This window comes from Kitasatospora sp. NPDC008050, assembly GCF_042957465.1.
GTDB lineage: Bacteria > Actinomycetota > Actinomycetes > Streptomycetales > Streptomycetaceae > Kitasatospora.
In genome coordinates this window covers 168,663-187,731 of record NZ_JBIBIJ010000007.1, presented here as the reverse complement: position 1 = coordinate 187,731, position 19,069 = coordinate 168,663, and the positions used below count along the sequence as shown (strand labels likewise).

The following is a 19,069-nucleotide window of genomic DNA, read 5'->3' as shown; positions in this document are numbered from 1 at the left end:
CGCGACGACCGGGACGAGCGCCACCACACCAGCCACCAGAAGGGATCTCGCGTTGAACGTGAACGAGGAGAAGCTGCGCGAGTACCTGAAGCGCGCGACGGCCGACCTGCGGCAGGCCAACCGCCGACTGCGCGACGCCGAGGCCCGGGACAGCGAGCCGATCGCGGTGGTGGGCATGGCCTGCCGGTTCCCCGGCGGGGTCAGCACACCGGACGGGCTGTGGCGGCTGGTCGCCGACGGCGTCGACGCGGTCGGCGAGTTCCCGGCCGACCGCGGCTGGCGACTCGACGACCTCTACGACCCGGACCCCGAGCGCAGCGGGAAGACGTACTCCCGGGCCGGCGCCTTCCTGCCGGCCGTGGACCACTTCGACGCCGACTTCTTCGAGATCAGCCCGCGCGAGGCCGCCGCGATGGACCCCCAGCAGCGGCTGCTGCTGGAGACCGCCTGGGAGACCTTCGAACGGGCCGGGCTGCGCCCCGACGCCGTCCGCGGCAGTCGGACCGGTGTCTTCGTCGGCACCAGCGGCCAGGACTACCTGCGCGACCTGCCCGACCGGCTGGAGGGCGTCGACGGCTACATCGGCACCGGCAGCGCGCCCAGCGTGACCTCCGGGCGAGTCGCCTACGCGCTCGGGCTGGAGGGGCCGGCCGTCAGCATCGACACCGCCTGCTCCTCCTCGCTGGTCGCCCTCCACCTGGCCGCCGGCTCGCTGCGCGGCGGCGAGTGCACGATGGCGCTGGCCGGCGGCGTGACGGTGATGGGCACGCCCAACGTCTTCGTCGAGTTCAGCCGGCAGCGCGGGCTGGCCCCCGACGGCCGCTGCAAAGCCTTCGCGGCGGCGGCCGACGGGACGGGCTTCGCCGAGGGCGTCGGCATGCTGCTGCTGGAGCGGCTCTCCGACGCGCAGGCGGCCGGACACCCCGTGCTGGCGGTGATCCGCGGCTCGGCGGTCAACCAGGACGGCGCCAGCAACGGCCTCACCGCGCCGAACGGCCCCTCCCAACGGCGGGTGATCCGCGCCGCGCTGGCCAACGCCCGGCTGTCGCCCGACGAGGTCGACGCCGTGGAGGCACACGGCACCGGGACCACGCTCGGCGACCCGATCGAGGCCCAGGCCCTGCTCGCCACCTACGGACAGCAGCGCGCCGCCGCCGGGCAGCCGCTCTGGCTCGGCTCCATCAAGTCGAACATCGGGCATGCCCAGGCCGCCGCCGGGATCGGCGGGGTGATCAAGATGGTCCAGGCGATGCGGCACGGCCTGCTGCCGAAGACGCTGCACGTGGACGAGCCGACCCCGCACGTCGACTGGTCGGCGGGCGCGGTGGAGCTGCTCACCGAGGCCCGCCCCTGGCCGGAAACCGGGCGGCCGCGCCGGGCAGCCGTCTCCTCCTTCGGCATCAGCGGCACCAACGCCCACATCATCCTGGAGGCCGCCCCGGCGACCGAGGCAGCGCCCTGTGACGACACCGTCGCCCCGCTGCTGCTCTCCGCCAAGACCGAGGACGCGCTGCGCGAGCAGGCCGCCCGGCTGCGCTCGCTGATCGCGGACGACCAGGAAGTCGGCCTGGCCGACGTTGCGCTCACCCTCGCCACCGGGCGGGCCCAGTTCCAGCACCGCGCGGTCATCCTGGGCGACACCCGCGAAGACCTGCTCACCGGACTCGACGCCCTGACCGAACAGCGGACCTCCCGAAACCTTGTCCAAGGCACCGCACACAACGGCAAACTCGCCTTCCTCTTCACCGGACAAGGCGCCCAACGCCTCGGCATGGGACGCGAACTCCACCACACCGAACCGGTCTTCACCGCCGCCTTCGACGAAGCCTGCGCCGCACTCGACCCCCACCTGGAACAGCCACTACGCGAGATCGTCTTCGACAACGAGAACCTGCTGCACCAGACCCGCTACACCCAGCCCGCCCTCTTCGCCCTCGAAACCGCGTTGTACCGGCTCCTGGAGAGCCGCGGCGTCACACCCGACTACCTCGCCGGCCACTCCATCGGCGAACTCACCGCCGCCCACGTCGCCGGCATCCTCTCCCTACCGGACGCCGCACGCCTGGTCGCCGCACGCGCCCGCCTCATGCAATCCGCCCCCACCGGCGGCGCCATGATCGCCATCCAAGCCACCGAAGACGAACTGCGCGAACACCTCACCCCACAGGTCTCCATCGCCGCCCTCAACTCCCCCGACTCCACCGTCATCTCCGGCGACCCCACCCAAGCCCAGCAGATCGCCGACCACTTCAAGACCCTCGGCCGCAAAACCAAACACCTCCACGTCAGCCACGCCTTCCACTCCCCCCACATGGAGCCCATCCTCGACGAGTTCCACGCCGAGGCCGCCCAACTCACCTACCACGAGCCGAAGATCCCCATCGTCTCCGAGCTCGCCACCACCCACCCCCTCACCTCCCCCGGCTACTGGACCGACCACATCCGCCAAACCGTCCGCTTCACCGATGCCGTCCGCACCCTCCACCAGCACGGCGTCACCACCACCCTCGAACTCGGCCCCGACCCCGTCCTCACCACCCTCACCGACACCCCACTCACCATCCCCACCCTCCGCAACGGCCACCCCGAACCCCACACCCTCACCACCGCCCTCGCCCACCTCCACACCCACGGCCACCCCGTCACCTGGCCCACCACCGGCCGGACCGTCGAGCTGCCCACCTACCCCTTCCAGCGCCGCCGTTACGCCCTGGAAGCCGGCGCCGGCCCCGCCGACGTGACCGGTGCCGGTCTCGCCCCGGCCGGGCACCCGCTGCTCGCGGCCGCCGTCGAACTCCCGGACGAGGGAGTGGTGTTCACCGGCCGGATCTCGCTCGCGAGCCAGCCCTGGCTCGCCGACCACCAGATCCTCGGGTCGGTGCTGCTGCCCGGCACCGCCTTCGTGGAGCTGGCGCTGCACGTCGCCGGCCAGTTGGGCGACGGCCCGGACGGACTCCGGGTGGACGAGCTCACGCTCCACCGTCCGCTGGTCATCGGCGAGCAGCAGGCTCTGCAACTCCGCGTCCGGGTGGGTCTGCCCGAGGCGGCCGGTCGCCGGCCGCTGTCGATCCACTCGCGCCCTGCCGAGGCCGGCGAGGAGGACGGCTGGACGAAGCACGCGACCGGTGCGCTCGCCGACACGGCCCGGCCGGACGAGGAACAGCCCGCCGATCTCACCGCCTGGCCGCCCGCCGATGCCTCCCCGGTGGCGATCGAGCACCTCTATGACGACCTCGCCGCCCTCGGCCTGGTCTACGGCCCGGCGTTCCAGGCACTGCGCGGCGCGTGGCGGGCGGGCGAGACCGTCTACGCCGAGGTCGCCCTGGCCCCCGAGTCCGCGTCCGGCGCGGACGCGTTCGGCCTGCACCCCGCGCTGGTGGACGCGGCGCTGCACGCGATCCTCGCGGCCCGGCTCGACGGCGGCGGCGAACTCGACCAGATCCGGCTGCCGTTCTCCTGGGAGGACCTCAGCCTGACGGCCGCTGCCGGCCCCGGGCTCCGGGTCCGGATCTCCCCCACCGGCCAGGGCGCGGACACCGTGTCGCTGGCGATCGCCGACGCCAACGGCGTGCCGGTCGCGACGATCGGCTCCGTTTCGCTGCGCGCGGTGTCGGCCGACCAGCTCGCCGCCGCAGGCGCCGCCCAGCGCGATCGTCTCTACCGGCTGGACTGGGCGCCGGTCGCCGCACCCGGCGAACCATCGCCGAACGCCGTGAGCTGGGCCCTGCTGGGCAGCGCCGATCCCCGGCTCGCGACGGCACTGGGCGGGCAACTCGCCCACTACGCCGACCTGTCGGAGCTGCGCGCGGCCACCGGAACCCCGCCCACCGTGCTGCTGCTCCAGGCCTCAGCGGCCGCCGGGGCCGGCACCGACCAGGGCTCGGCCGCGATCGCCACCACCGCCGAACTGCTCGCCACGGTGCAGGAGTTCCTGGCCGACCGCAGTCTCGCCGCCACCCGGCTCGCGCTGCTCACCGAGCGAGCCGTTGCGACCGGCGCCGAGGAGGCGCCCGGGGACCTGTCCGGTGCCGCCGCCTGGGGTCTGCTCCGGGCCGCCCAGTCGGAGAACCCGGACCGGTTCGTCCTGCTCGATCTCGACGGCCAGGACGCCGGTTACCAGCTCATCACGTCGGCGCTGACCACCAGCCGGGCCGAACTCGCGCTGCGCGACGGCACGTTGCTCGCTCCGCGGCTCACGCAGGGCGAGCGCCCCGGCGCCCTCGCCCTGCCGACCGGCACCCAGGCCGACGCCCCTGCGGACCCGGCCGCCTGGCGCCTGGACGTCGGCGCGAAGGGCACCCTGGACCACCTGGTGCTGGTCCCCGCGCCGGACGCCGTGGCCCCGCTGGCCCATGGCCAGGTGCGGCTCGCCGTGCGCGCGGCCGGCGTCAACTTCCGCGACGTGCTGATCGCGCTCGACCTCTACCCGGGTCAGGCGCCGATCGGCGGCGAGGCCGCCGGTGTGGTGACCGAGGTGGGCCCGGGCGTCACCGGGCTGGCGCCGGGCGACCGGGTGATGGGTCTGGTCGCCGGTGCGGTGGGCCCGGTCGCGGTGACCGACCACCGCTGGCTGATCCGGATGCCCACCGGCTGGTCCTTCGCCCAGGCCGCGACCGTGCCGATCACCTTCCTGACCGCCTACTACGGGCTGACCGACCTGACCACCGTCACCCCGGGCGAGCGCGTGCTGATCCACGCCGGTGCGGGCGGCGTCGGCATGGCGGCCGTGCAGCTGGCCCGCCACTGGGGGGCCGAGGTGTTCGCCACCGCGAGCCCGGGCAAGTGGCGGGTGCTGCGCGAACTCGGCCTCGACGACGACCACCTGGCCTCCTCCCGGACCCTGGACTTCGAGGAGCGGTTCCGCACCCGGTCCGCCGGGGCCGGGGTGGACGTCGTCCTCAACTCGCTGGCCGGGGAGTTCATCGACGCCTCGCTGCGGCTGCTCGCCCCCGGCGGCCGGTTCCTGGAGATGGGCAAGGCCGACCTGCGGGACCCGGCCCGGGTGACCGCGCTCCACCCCGCCCTCGCCTACCGGCCGTTCGACATGAGCGAGGCCGATCCGGCGCACATCCAGCGGATGCTGGTGGAGCTGGTCGAGCTCTTCGAGGCCGGTGTGCTGCAGCCGCTGCCGCTGCGCGCGCTGGACGCCCGGCACGCTCCGCAGGCCTTCCGCTTCATCCAACAGGCCAGGCACACCGGCAAGGTGGTGCTCAGCATCCCCCGGGCGCTCGACCCCGAGGGGACCGTGCTGATCACCGGCGGCACCGGCACCCTGGGCTCGCTGGTGGCCCGGCACCTGGTCACCCGGCACGGCATCCGCCATCTGCTGCTGACCGGTCGGCGCAGCACCCGGCACCCCGGCACCGAGCAACTCGTCACCGAGCTGTCCGCGTTGGGCGCCGAGGTGACAGTCGCCGGCTGCGACGCGGCGGACCGGTCGGCCCTCGAAGCGCTGCTGAGCACCGTACCCGCCGCGCACCCCCTGACCGCCGTGGTGCACGCGGCGGGCGTGGTGGACGACGCCACCATCCCCGCCCTGACCGGGGAGCGGCTGGACGCCGTGATGCGCCCCAAGGCCGTCGGCGCCTGGCACCTGCACGAGCTGACGAAGCATCAGGACCTGGCCGCCTTTGTGCTGTTCTCCTCGGCGGCGGGCACCTTCGGCGCGCCCGGCCAGGGCAACTACGCGGCCGCCAACACCTGGCTCGACGCACTCGCCCAGCACCGCAGGTCCACCGGCCTGCCGGCGACCTCGCTCGGCTGGGGCCTGTGGGAGGAGAGCAGCGCGATCACCGGCTCGCTCACCGAGCAGGACCGGGCCCGGATGCGCGCCTCCGGCATCCTGCCGCTCGCCACCGAGCAGGCGCTCGCCCTGCTGGACCGGGCCCTCGCCGAGAGTGAGCCGGTGGTGCTGCCGCTCGCCCTGCACCTGCCCGCGCTGCGGGCGCGGGCCGGCTCGGGGGCGGTCCCCGAGCTGCTGGTCGGGCTGGTCGGCACCCCCGCGCGCCGGACGGCCGGCGCGCGGGGCGGCGCGCCGCTCACCCGGCAGCTGGCCAAGCTGTCCGAGCCCGAGCAGGTCCGGCTGCTGCTGGAGCTGCTCCGCGGCCACATCGCCGCGGTGCTGGGCCACACCGCGACCGAGGCGATCGATCCGGAACGCCCTTTCCAGGAGCTCGGGTTCGACTCGCTGACCGCCGTGGAGTTCCGCAACCGCCTGGCGGGGGCGGTCGGCACCCGGTTGCCCACCACGCTGGTCTTCGACTACCCGACCCCCGCGGCGATGGCCGCGCACCTGCGCGAGCTGCTGGCCGGCGGCACCGCAGCGGCGGCGACAGCTGCCGCGCAGCCCGCCCGTGCCGGTGGCGGCGACGAGGACCTGATCGCCATCGTCGGCATGGGCTGCCGGTTCCCCGGCGGCGCGACCAGCCCGGACGCGCTCTGGCGGGTGGCCGCCGAAGGGGTCGACACGATCGGCGAGTTCCCCGAGCGGCGCGGCTGGAACATCGAGGAGCTGTACGACCCGGACCCGACGGCCGCCGGCAAGACCTACGCCCGCCAGGGCGGATTCGTCTACGACGCCGACCAGTTCGACCCCGAGTTCTTCGGCATCAGCCCCCGCGAGGCCAACGCCATGGACCCGCAGCAGCGCCTGCTCCTCGAAGTCGCCTGGGAGGCGCTGGAGCGGGCCGGCATCGCCCCCGGCACCCTGCGCGGCACCCGCACCGGCGTCTTCGCCGGGGTGGCCGGCCAGGGGTACGCGGCGAACGCGATGAACAGCGCGGAGGCGCTGGAGGGTTACCTGCTGACCGGCACCACCACCAGCGTCGCCTCCGGCCGGCTCTCCTATGTCTTCGGGCTCGAAGGTCCCGCCATGACCGTCGACACCGCCTGCTCCTCCTCGCTGGTCGCCCTGCACCTGGCCGCCCAGGCGCTGCGCAACGACGAGTGCTCACTGGCGCTGGTCGGCGGCACCACGGTGATGGCGACGCCCGGCATCTTCGTGGAGTTCAGCCGCCAGCGCGGGCTGGCGCCCGACGGGCGCTGCAAGCCCTTCGCCGCGGCGGCGGACGGCACCGCCTGGGGCGAGGGCGCCGGCGTGCTCCTGCTGGAGCGGCTGGCCGACGCCCGGGCCAACGGGCACCAGGTGCTCGCGGTGGTCCGGGGATCGGCGGTCAACCAGGACGGCGCCAGCAACGGCCTGACCGCCCCCAACGGCCCCTCCCAGCAGCGGGTGATCCGCGCCGCGCTGGCCAACGCCCGGCTGTCGCCCGACGAGGTCGACGCCGTGGAGGCGCACGGCACCGGGACCACGCTCGGCGACCCGATCGAGGCCCAGGCGCTGCTCGCCACCTACGGACAGCAGCGCGCCACCGAACAGCCGCTCTGGCTCGGCTCCATCAAGTCCAACATCGGCCACACCCAGGCGGCGGCCGGCATGGCCAGTGTGATCAAGATGGTGCAGGCGATGCGCCATGGCCTGCTGCCGAAGATCCTGCACCTGGACGCGCCGACCACACACGTGGACTGGACGGTCGGCGCGGTGGCACCGCTCGCCGAGACGCTGCCGTGGCCGGAGACCGGCCACCCGCGCCGGGCGGCTGTCTCCTCCTTCGGCATCAGCGGGACGAACGCGCACATCATCCTGGAGGCCGCACCGGACAGTGCGGCCACGGTGGACGGGCCGGCCCCGGCCGTCGTGCCGCTGCTGCTCTCGGCGAAGACCGAGCCCGCGCTGCGCGAGCAGGCCCGGCGGCTCGCCGCCCACCTGGCCGAGCACCCCGACCTGCAACTCGCCGCTGCCGCCCATGGCTTGGCCACCCGCACGCAGCACGCACGACGGGCTGTGGTGATCGGCCGGGACAGCGATGAACTCGTCTCGGGCCTGCGGCAGTTGGCCGACGGACTGGCCACCGCCGAGGCGGTGCAGGGGGTGGCGGACCGACCTGGCAAGGTGGTCTTCGTCTTCCCCGGCCAGGGGTCCCAGTGGGACGGCATGGCCCGCCAACTCCTCGACGAATCACCGGTCTTCCGCCAGCACATCGACGCCTGCGCCGAGGCCCTGGCCCACCACACCGGCTGGTCACTGCTCGACCTGCTCCACCAGAAACCGGACGCCCCCTCGCTGGAACGCGTCGACGTCGTGCAACCCGCCCTCTTCGCGATCATGGTCTCACTGGCCCGCACCTGGCAATCCCTCGGCATCCACCCCGACGCCGTCATCGGCCACTCCCAAGGCGAGATCGCCGCCGCCCACATCGCCGGAGCCCTCACCCTCGACGACGCCGCCCGCATCGTCACCCTACGCAGCAAGGCGATCGCCACCGATCTCGCCGGCACCGGCACCATGGCCAGCATCCCGCTCCCCGCCACCCAGGTCGAACCCCTCCTCACCGAACACGACGGCAACGTCAGCATCGCCGCCATCAACGGCCCCACCAGCACCGTCATCGCCGGCACCGCCACCGCCGTGCACACCGTGGTCGACCACTGCAAGAAGCAAGGCATCCGCGCCCGCACCATCCCCGTCGACTACGCCTCCCACTCCGCCCAGGTCGAACCCATCCGCGCACAACTCCTCGCCGACCTCGCCGACATCCAACCCCAACCGTCGACCATCCCCTTCGCCTCCACCGTCACCACCGAGACCATCGACACCACCACCCTCACCGCCGACTACTGGTACACCAACCTGCGCACCACCGTCCGCTTCGAAGAAACCATCCGCACCCTCGCCACCACCGGCCACACCACCTTCATCGAAACCAGCCCCCACCCCGTCCTCACCACCCCCATCGAGGACACCCTCGACGGCACCGGCCACGCCATCGGCACCCTGCGCCGCGACCACGGCAACCTCACCCGCCTGCTCACCTCCGCCGCCCAAGCCCACACCACCGGCACCCCCATCACCTGGACCACCCTCCTCCCCGCCACCACCAAGCCCGTCGAACTCCCCAGCTACGCCTTCCAACACCAGCCCTACTGGCTGCACACCACCGCCGCCACCGACCTCACCAGCACCGGTCTGCACCCCCTCGACCACCCCATCCTCACCGCCACCACCACCCTCCCCGACGGCACTCACCTCCTCACCGGCACGCTCGCCCACGCCCGCCACCCCTGGCTCAGCGACCACGCCGTCCTGGACACCGTCCTGCTCCCCGGCACCGCCTTCATCGAACTCGCCCTGCAGGCCGCCACCGTGGCCGGCTGCGCCCGGCTGGAGGACCTCACCCTGGAGGCGCCCCTCACCCTGGCCGAGGAGGAGACCGCCCAGCTCCAGGTCCGGGTGGACGCCCCGGATGCGGACGACCGCCGCGCCATCACCGTGCACTCCCGCCGCATCGGCCCGGACCGGGACGAGAGTTGGACCCGGCACGCCAACGGCACCCTCGCCCACGCGGCTCCACCGCCCGTCGCGGAGTCCGAGCTCTGGCCGCCGGCCGGCGCGGTGCCGGTCGACCTCGCCGAGGTGTACCAGGACCTCACGGCGGCCGGCCTGACCTATGGGCCCAGCTTCCAGGGCCTGCGCCGCGCCTGGCGCAGCGGGAAGAGCGTGCTGGCCGAGGTGGCGCTGCCGCCGGAGGCGACCGGGGACGGCTTCGGCATCCACCCCGCCCTGCTGGACGCCGCGCTGCACGCCATCGCCTTCACCGCCGAGGGTGCCGAGGGTGCCGGGGCCGACGCCGGTGTCCAGCTCCCCTTCAACTGGACCGGCGTCGCCCTGCACACCGTCGCCGCCCAGGCTCTGCGGGTGCGGATCACCCCGGCCGGGCCCCGCGAGGTCGCGCTTCGGATCGGCGACGGCAACGGCCAACCCGTGGCCACCATCGACTCACTGACGCTGCGTCCGATCACGCCCGAACAGCTCGCCTCGGTGCGCACCGCCCGTCGCGACCCGCTGCACCTGGTCCGCTGGACGTCGCCCGTAGCAGCGCTCACCAGCTCCGCCACCGGACCGGCCACCGGCCCCTGGTCCGTCATCGGATCCGCCGACCTGGTGGCCGCGCTCCAGGCGGCCGGGCTCGACGCCCACGCCTGGGGCGAACCGGTGGCCCCGGCGGCGGACGGCGCGGACCCGGTGGCCCGGGCGCACGCGCTCACCGAGCAACTGCTCGTCCTGGTCAAGGAGTTCCTCGCCACTCCGGAGCTGTCCGAGCACCGGCTGCTGATCGCCACCTCGGGCGCGGCGCCGGGCTCCGGCGAGCTGCGGGATCTGGGCGCCGCCGCACTCTGGGGCCTGCTGCGCGCCGCGCAGTCGGAGAACCCCGACCGCCTGGTGCTGCTCGACCACGACGGCGAGCCCGACTCCTACCGCGCGCTGCCGGGCGCCCTGGCCGGGGAGGAGTCGCAGTTGCTGCTGCGGGCCGGCACCCTCAAGGTGCCCCGGGTCGTCCGAGCCACCACCGAGCCGACCCCCGATCCGACCACTGATCCGACCACCGAGCCGACCGAGGAAGCAGCCGACGACACGGCCGAACAGCAGGCCGCCACACCCCCGTTCGGCCCCGACGGCACCGTGCTGATCACCGGCGGCACCGGCACCCTGGCTGTTCTGACGGCCCGTCATCTGATCGCCCGCTACGGCGTGCGGCGGCTGCTGCTGCTGAGCCGGCGCGGCCCGGCGGCCCCGGGGGCGCCCGAGCTGGCCGCCGAACTCCGGGCGCTGGGTGCCGAGGTGACCGTCGCCGCCTGCGACGCGGCCGACCCGGCGGTGCTGGCCGAGGTGCTCGCGGCCGTCCCGGCGGCACACCCGGTCCGCGCCGTGATCCACGCGGCGGGCGTGCTGGACGACGGCACGCTGCCCTCGCTCACCCCCGCCCGGCTGGCCGCCGTGCTGCGGCCCAAGGTGGACGCGGCCTGGAACCTGCACCGGCTCACCGAGCACCTGGACCTGACGGCCTTCGTGCTCTTCTCCTCGCTGGCGGGCACCCTCGGCAACCCGGGCCAGGCCAGTTACGCGGCCGCCAACGTCTTCCTCGACGCGCTGGCCGAGTACCGGCGGGCGGCGGGACGTCCCGCGATGTCGCTGGCCTGGGGGCTGTGGGAGGAAGGCAGCGGGCTGACCGGCGAGTTGGCGCAGGCCGACCTGGCCCGGCTGTCCCGCGGCGGCCTGGCCGCGATGCCGACCGCTCAGGCGCTGGACCTGCTGGACGCCGCGCTGGCCGGTGGCCGGGCGGCCTATGTCACCGCCAGGCTCAACCTCCCGGTGCTGCGCCGCCAGGCGGCCGCCGACCTGCTGCCCGCCGTGCTGCGCGGCCTGGTGCCGGTGCCCGCCCGCCGGGCCGGTGGGAGCGGCACCGGGCTGCCCGAGCGGCTGGCCCAGCTGGCGCCCGAGGAGCGGCCCGGCCTGATCCTGGCCACCGTGCGCGGCCATGTCGCCGCCGTGCTCGGTCACCGCGGGGCGGAGGCGATCGATCCCGACCGCCGCTTCCAGGAGCTGGGCTTCGACTCGCTCACCGCGGTCGAGTTCCGCAACCGGCTGGCCGCCGACGCCGGGGTGAAGCTGCCCGCCACGCTGGTCTTCGACCACCCCACCGCCGCCGCGCTCACCGAGTACCTGCTGGCCAAGCTGGGCGGCTCGCCCGGCGAGCGGGACGCGCTGGCGGAGCTGGCCCGGCTGGAGGCCGACCTGCTCGGCATGGCGCCGGAGAGCACCGGCCGGGCCCAGATCACCGTGCGGCTGCGCACCCTGCTGGCCCGGCTGGACGAGGCCGCCGCCCCGGCGGGCCCCGGCGGCGAGGACGAGCTCGACTCGGCCACCGCCGACGAGGTGTTCGACTTCATCGACCGGGAGTTGGGACGGGCCCTGCAATGACGTTCACCGGCTCCCAGAAGGGTCCAGGCTCATGACGCACACCGCATCCGACAACCAGCAGCCGACGACGGCCATGAGCAAGGAGGAGAAGCTCGTCGACTACCTCAAGTGGGTGACCGCCGACCTCAAGCAGACCCGGCAGAAGCTGCGGCAGGCGGAGTCGGCGGACCGCGAGCCGGTGGCGATCATCGGCATGAGCTGCCGCTACCCGGGCGGCGTGCGCTCCCCCGAGGACCTGTGGCAGCTGGTCAGCGAGGGCACCGACACCGTCTCGGGCTTCCCCGGCGGCCGCGGCTGGCCGCTGGCCGAGCTCTACCACCCGGACCCGGACCACCCCGGCACCTGCTACGCCCGCGAGGGCGGCTTCCTCTACGACGCCGACCAGTTCGACCCCGCCTTCTTCGGGATCAGCCCGCGCGAGGCGGCCGCCATCGACCCCCAGCAGCGACTGCTGCTCGAACTGGCCTGGGAGGCCTTCGAGCGGGCCGGCATCGTGCCGGCCTCGGTCGGCGGCACCCCGGTGGGCGTCTTCGCGGGCGTGATGTACGACGACTACGGCGGCCGCCTGATGCACCGGATCCCGCAGGAGGCCGAGGGCCTGCTGGGCACCGGCAGCGCGGGCAGCCTGGCCTCGGGCCGGGTGGCCTACACCTTCGGTCTGGAGGGCCCGGCGGTCACCATCGACACCGCCTGTTCCTCCTCGCTGGTCGCGATGCACCTGGCCTGCCAGTCGCTGCGGCGCGGCGAGTCCACCCTGGCGCTGGCCGCCGGGGTCACGGTGATGGCGACCCCGGGGGTGTTCATCGAGTTCAGCCGCCAGCGCGGCCTGGCGCCGGACGGCCGCTGCAAGTCCTTCGCGGCGGCCGCCGACGGCACCGGCTGGGGCGAGGGCGGCGGCGTCCTGCTGCTGGAGCGCCTGGCGGACGCCGAGGCGAACGGGCACCCGGTGCTGGGCGTCATCCGCGGCTCGGCGGTCAACCAGGACGGCGCCAGCAACGGCCTGACCGCGCCCAACGGCCCCTCCCAGGAGCGGCTGATCCGCCAGGCGCTGGCCGGCGCGCTGCTCACCCCGGCCGAGGTCGACGCGGTGGAGGCGCACGGCACCGGCACCACGCTCGGCGACCCGATCGAGGCCCAGGCCCTGCTGGCCACCTACGGACAGGACCGCCCGGCGGACCGGCCGCTGTGGCTCGGCTCCGTCAAGTCCAACATCGGCCACACCCAGGCGGCCGCGGGCGTGGCCGGGGTGATCAAGATGGTGCAGGCGATGCGGCACGGCCTGCTGCCCAGGACGCTGCACGTGGACCGGCCGACTCCGCAGGTGGACTGGGAGTCGGGCGCGGTGCGGCTGCTCACCGAGCCGGTGCCCTGGCCGGCGGGCGAGGGCCCGCGCCGGGCGGCGGTCTCCTCCTTCGGGATCAGCGGCACCAACGCGCATGTGATCCTGGAGGCCGCGCCGCAGGCGCCCTCGGACCCCACCGCGCAGACACCGCCGTCCCCCGCCTCGCAGACACCGCCGACGCTGGTGCCCTGGGTGCTGTCCGGCAAGAGCGAGGCGGCGCTGCGGGACCAGGCCGTGCGGCTGCGCGGCTGGCTGGCGGACCGGCCCGGGCTCGATCCGGCCGGGCCGGCCCGGGCGCTGGCCGGCAGCCGCACGCACTTCGCCCACCGGGCCGCCGTGCTGGCCGCCGAGCCGGCCGACTTCGTCCCGGCGCTGGACGCGCTGATCCGCGGCGAGGCGGCCCCCGCCCTGGTGCAGAGCGTCGCGCGCCCCGGCAAGCTGGCCTTCCTCTGCACCGGCCAGGGCGCCCAGCGCCCCGGCATGGGAGGTGAACTGCACGCCCGCTACCCGGCGTTCGCCGCCGCCTTCGACGCGGCCTGCACCGAGCTGGACCCGCACCTCGACCGGCCGCTGCGCGAAGTGGTCTTCGGTCAGGACGAGTTGCTCCACCAGACCCGGTACACCCAGCCCGCGCTCTTCGCCCTGGAGACGGCGCTCTTCCGGCTGCTGGAGTCCTGGGGAGTGACGCCCGACTACCTCGCCGGGCACTCGGTCGGCGAGCTGACGGCCGCGCACCTCGCCGGGGTCCTGTCGCTGAAGGACGCCGCACGGCTGGTGGCCGCCCGGGCCCGGCTGATGCAGTCGGCCCCGGCGGGCGGGGCGATGATCGCGATCCAGGCCACCGAGGACGAACTGCGCGCGCAGCTCACCGGGCAGGTCGCCATCGCCGCACTCAACTCGCCCGACTCCACGGTGATTTCGGGTGATCCCGCGGCGGCCGAGCGGATCGCCGAGCACTTCAGGGCGCTCGGCCGCAAGACCAAGCGGCTCCAGGTCAGCCACGCCTTCCACTCCCCGCACATGGACCCCGTGCTCGACGCCTTCCGCGCCGAGGCCGCCCACCTCACCTTCGGCGCACCGAGGATCCCGGTGGTCTCCAACGTCACCGGCCGGCTCGCGACGACCGAGCAGCTCACCTCCCCGGACTACTGGGCCGACCACATCCGCCAGGCCGTCCGGTTCACCGACACCGTCCGCACCCTGGCCCGGGCGGGGGTGAACGCCTTCGTCGAGCTGGGTCCCGACCCGGTGCTGACCGCCTTCACCCGCGACACCCTGGGCGAACCGGGCAGGCGCTCCGAGGCCGAACCGGCCGAACCGGCCGAACCGGCCGAGCCCGCCCCCGTGCTCGCCGCCACGCTGCGCGCCGGGCGCCCCGAGACGGGTACCGCGCTCACCGCGCTGGCCGCGCTGCACACCTGCGGCCGGTCGGTGGCCTGGCCCGAGGTGCTGGGCAGCGACGCCCTCCCGGGCGAGGCGGCCCAACTCGATCTGCCCACCTACCCCTTCCAGCGCCGCCCCTACTGGCTCGCGCCGGTGGCGGCGTCCGAGGGCCCGGCCGCCGAGCAGACCGCGCCGGCCGAGAGCGGCTTCTGGGCCGCCGTGGAGCGCGCGGACCTCGGCGAGCTGGCGGGCCTGCTGAACGCCTCCGAGGCGGAGCGGCAGAGCCTGGCGGCCCTGCTGCCCGCGCTGGCCGGGCTGCGCCGCCGGGCGGCGCTGGGCTACCGGATCGGCTGGCAGCCGGTCGCCGACACCCCCGCTCCCCCGCTCACCGGCCACTGGCTGCTGCTCGGCGCCCCCGGGCCGGCGACCGGCACGGACGGACCGGCAGCCGCGACGGACGGACGCGCGGCCGGCCCGGCTGGGCTGGCGGCCGCGCTGACCCGCTGCGGTGCCGAACTGACCACCGCGGCCGCCACGGTGGACCAGGAGGAGCTGCGCGAGCTGCTGGCCGCCGCACGGCAGACCGGGCCGCTGAGCGGGATCCTGCTCGAAGCACAGGCGTCGGCGCAGGCACAGGCGCAGGCACCGGCGCCCGCGACGGCACGACCGGCGAGCGAGCGTCAGGGCCGCGCGCCCGAGGCGAGCGGCGGCGCCGAGCCGCTGCTGGCCGCGCTGGCGGCGCTCGGCGAGCGGCTGCCGCTGCGGGTGCTCACCCGGGGCGCGGTGGCGGCCACGGCCACCGATCCGCTGGGCGGCGGGAGCGCGCTGTGGAGCCAGGCGCTGGCGCTGGCTGCCCGGTACCCGGAGCAGTGGGGCGGACTGCTCGACCTGCCGCCGGTACTGGATCCGGCGGGCGAGCGGCGCCTGTCGGCGGTGCTGGCGGGCGCGACCGGCGAGGACCAGCTGGCGCTGCGTCAAGGCGGCCTGCTGGCCCGGCGGTTGCAGCCGCTCGGCGCCGGGCCGGACGCCGGGCACTGGACGCCGGCCGGCACCGTGCTGGTCACCGGCGGCGCCACCGAGGCCGGGCGGGAGACGGCCCGCTGGCTGGCCGCGCACGGCGCCCGGCACCTGCTGCTGACCGTGCCGCCGAGCGCCGGAGCACAGCCCCACCCGGCCGATCTGGAGGCCGAACTGACCGAACTGGGCGCCAAGTTGACTGTCGCCGTCTGTGATCTGGCGGACCGCGAGGCGCTGGCCGCCGTACTGGACGCCGTGCCGGCCGAACACCCGCTGGACGGCGTGATCCACCTCGCCCCGGCGGCAGTCGACCCGGCCGCCGCCGGAGAGGACGGCAGCCGGCGCAGCGCCGCGGTGAACCTGGACGGCCTGACCCGCGGCGCCCGGCTGTCGGCCTTCGTCCTGGTCAGCGAGCCGGCCGGGGCCTTCGGCGGCCCCGACGCCGCCGCGGGTGCCGCGCTGAGCGCCTGCCACGAGGCGCTCGCCGCGCAGCGCCAGGCGGTCGGCGAGGCCGCGCTGGCGCTCTGCTGCGGCCCGTGGGCCGGGCCGGGCGCCGAGGGCACGGGCCTGCGCGCGCTGTCGCCCCGTTCGGTGCTGGAGCAGCTGCACCGGCGCGGCGAGCCGGGCGCGGGCCGCCTGCTGGTGGCCGACTTCGACTGGCCGGTGCTGGCCGGGCAACTCCCCGCGTCCGCACGGTTCTTCGAGGAGATCCCGCAGGCCAGGGCGGCCTTCGCGGCGCTGTCCGGGCCGGCCGCCGCCGAGCCGGCGGGCGCCTCGGTGCTGGAGCGGCTGATCGCCGCGCCCGGCGAGCAGCGGCCGGCGATCCTGCTGTCCCATCTGCGCGCCGAGGTCGCCCTGGTGCTCGGCCTGGCCGCCGGCGAGCAGGTCAGCGCCGACGCCGACCTGATGGACCTCGGCTTCTCCTCGCTCACCGCGATGGAGCTGGTCACCCGCACCCGGGAGGCCGGTATCGAGCTGACGCCCGCGCTGATCTACGACCAGCCCACCCTGCTCGACCTGGCCCGCGCGCTGCTGGACACCCTGTCCGACGCGCTCGCCCCCGCCCGGTGACGAGCAACCACCCAGTGACCAACTGGCCAGTGACGACCAACCGCCCAGTGACCAACCGCCCAATGACGACCAACCGCCCCATGAGCCCCACCGTCCTGTCATCCCAGAGGAGTTACCGATGAACAACCCCGTGGTCATCGCCGGGGCCGGCCCGGTGGGCCTGCTGCTCGCCTGCGAGCTGCGCCTGCTGGGCGTGGAGACCGTCGTCCTGGAGCGGCTGGCGCACCCGCGCGAGGAGTCGCTCGGCTCGGCGCTCAACGCCGGCACGGTGGAGATCCTGGACCAGCGCGAGGTGATGGCGGCGATCCGGGCCGACGGCTTCGAGTGGCCGCTGGCGATGTTCGCCGGCTACCCGCTGGACCCGGCCGCGCTGCCCGAGCGGCACAGCTCCACCCTGATCGTCGGGCAGTCCAACGTGGAGCGGCGGCTGGCGCAGTACGCGCTGAAGCTGGGCGCGGAGATCCGGCGCGGCCAGGAGATCACCGGTCTGCTCCAGCGCGCGACAGGCGTCGAGGTCACCGTGCGGGAGACCGCCACCGGCCGGAGCAGCACGGTGGCCGGGCGCTACCTGGTGGGCTGCGACGGCTCGGACAGCACCGTCCGCACGCTTGCCGGTATCGCGTTCACCGGCGAGGAGTTGCCGTTCCACGGCCTGATCGGCGACCTGGAGGTGGAGCCGGGCGACGAGCTGATGCAGCACCTGGGCCCCGAGCAGACACCGTTCGGCCCCTACATGCTCTCGCCGGTGGGCGAGAACGTGCTGCGGATCGCACTGGGCGAGTTCGGTGCCGAGCCGCCCAGCCGCGAGCAGGAGCCGACCCTGGCCGAACTGCGGGCGCTGGCCGAGCGGATGACCGGGCGGCCGATGACCACCGGCCGCACCCGCTGGCTGCTGCGCTGGTACAACGTCAACAAGCAGGCCGAGCAGTACCGCAAGGGCGACGTTTTCCTGGCCGGCGACGCGGCCCATGTCCAGTTCCCGCTCAGCGGCATGGCGCTGTACAGCGGCCTGGAGGACGCGATCAACCTGGGCTGGAAGCTGGCCGCCGCCGTGACCGGGCAGGCCGGGCAGGCGCTGCTGGACAGCTACCACGCCGAGCGGCACCCGGTCGGCGCCCGCTCGGTGCTGACCAGCCGGGCCCAGGTGGCGCTGACCCACCCGGTGGACCGGATCGGCCCGCTGCGCGAGCTGTTCGGCGAGCTGGTCAAGCTGCCGGAGGTCAACTCCTATCTGGTCGAGCTCAGTTGTGGACTCGGGGTGACCTACCCCGGCAACAGCCCGGAGGTCCCGGGGCATCCGCTGCTGGGCCGCCGGCTGGTCAACGCCGAGCTGGTGACGGAGCAGGGCCCCACCACCGTGGCGCGCACCCTGCACCCGGCCCGCGGCGTGCTGCTCGATCTGTCGGACGGCACGGTGGCGCTGCCCGATCTGGCGGGCTGGCAGGACCGGGTCCGCGTGGTGACGGCCGAGCCCGCGGCGGAGATCGCGGCGCCGGTGGTGCTGCTGCGCCCGGACGGCCGGGTGGCCTGGGCCGGGCCGCTGGAGGGTGCGAAGGAGCCGGACGCCGGGCTGCGCGCGGCGCTCAGCACCTGGTTCGGCGCGCCCCTCCCCGTCCCCACCACGGCCGCGGCGGGGGCGAAGTGAGCAGCGGGCCGGGCCGGATCGGCCCCGTCGCCCGTGAGCGGCGGCCCACCCTGCACTTCCTGCGGGAGGTGCGGGCGATCTCCCCGGTCTTCCTGGACACCGAGGTCGACATGACCGCGGTGGTGGGCCACCGGGAGACCGTGCACAAGTACTCCGTGGTCAGCTATGTGCTCTTCACGGCCGCCCGGGTGCTGGCCGCCCACCCGGAGGCGAACGCCGCGATGCGCGGCCGCCGCCTCCCGCGGGTGGCCCACTACCCGTCGGTGAACGGCAAGTTCACCCTGGACCGGACAATGAACGGGCAGCGGGTCGTGATCTCCACGGTGCTGCCCGATCTGCAGCGCGCCACCCTGGCGGAGATCCAGCAGCGGGTGGAGCACTTCCGCGACGGCGATCCGGCGGTGCTGCCGGAGTTCGCCCCGACCCGGCTGCTGCAACGGCTGCCGTGGCCGCTGGGCGGGCTGCTGTTCCGGCTCGGGGTGCGCCCGTTGAGCCGGCGGGCGCGGGCGTTCGGCACCTTCGCGGTGACCTCGCTGGGGCACCGCCCGGTGGACGGCTTCTACTCGGTGGGCGGGGCCACCATCACGCTGGGCCTGGGCCGGATCACCGAGCGGCCCGTGGTGCGCGCCGGGCAGTTGGCGATCGCGCCGGTGATGCGGCTCTCGCTCACCTTCGACCACCGGGTGATCGACGGCGCCGAGGGCGCTGACGTGCTGGGCGAGCTCAAGGGCGCCCTGGAGGGGTTCACCGACCCCGGGGAGGAGACCTGATGAACGGCGAAGCGAGGAACAGC

At 74.9% G+C, this 19,069-nt stretch carries 4 protein-coding genes; all 4 read left to right on the top strand.

What is annotated here, in order from left to right; genetic code table 11:
- The first annotated feature begins 58 nt into the window (after positions 1-58).
- Positions 59-11,818, top strand: a complete 11,760-nt coding sequence (locus ACFZB9_RS16360; RefSeq protein WP_391448062.1) for an SDR family NAD(P)-dependent oxidoreductase — start codon at positions 59-61, stop codon at positions 11,816-11,818.
- A gap of 112 nt (positions 11,819-11,930) precedes the next feature.
- Entirely contained in the window at positions 11,931-16,631 is a 4,701-nt protein-coding gene (locus tag ACFZB9_RS16355; RefSeq protein ID WP_391448060.1) for a type I polyketide synthase, read from the top strand.
- 118 nt (positions 16,632-16,749) lie between these two features.
- Positions 16,750-18,276, top strand: a complete 1,527-nt coding sequence (locus ACFZB9_RS16350) for an FAD-dependent monooxygenase (RefSeq protein ID WP_391447613.1) — start codon at positions 16,750-16,752, stop codon at positions 18,274-18,276.
- The gene (locus ACFZB9_RS16345) at positions 18,273-19,046 is read left to right on the top strand and encodes a 2-oxo acid dehydrogenase subunit E2 (RefSeq protein ID WP_391447611.1); all 774 of its coding nucleotides are present in this window, start codon (positions 18,273-18,275) and stop codon (positions 19,044-19,046) included. The genes ACFZB9_RS16350 and ACFZB9_RS16345 overlap by 4 nt, the downstream gene beginning before the upstream one ends.
- The last annotated feature ends 23 nt before the right edge of the window (positions 19,047-19,069 follow it).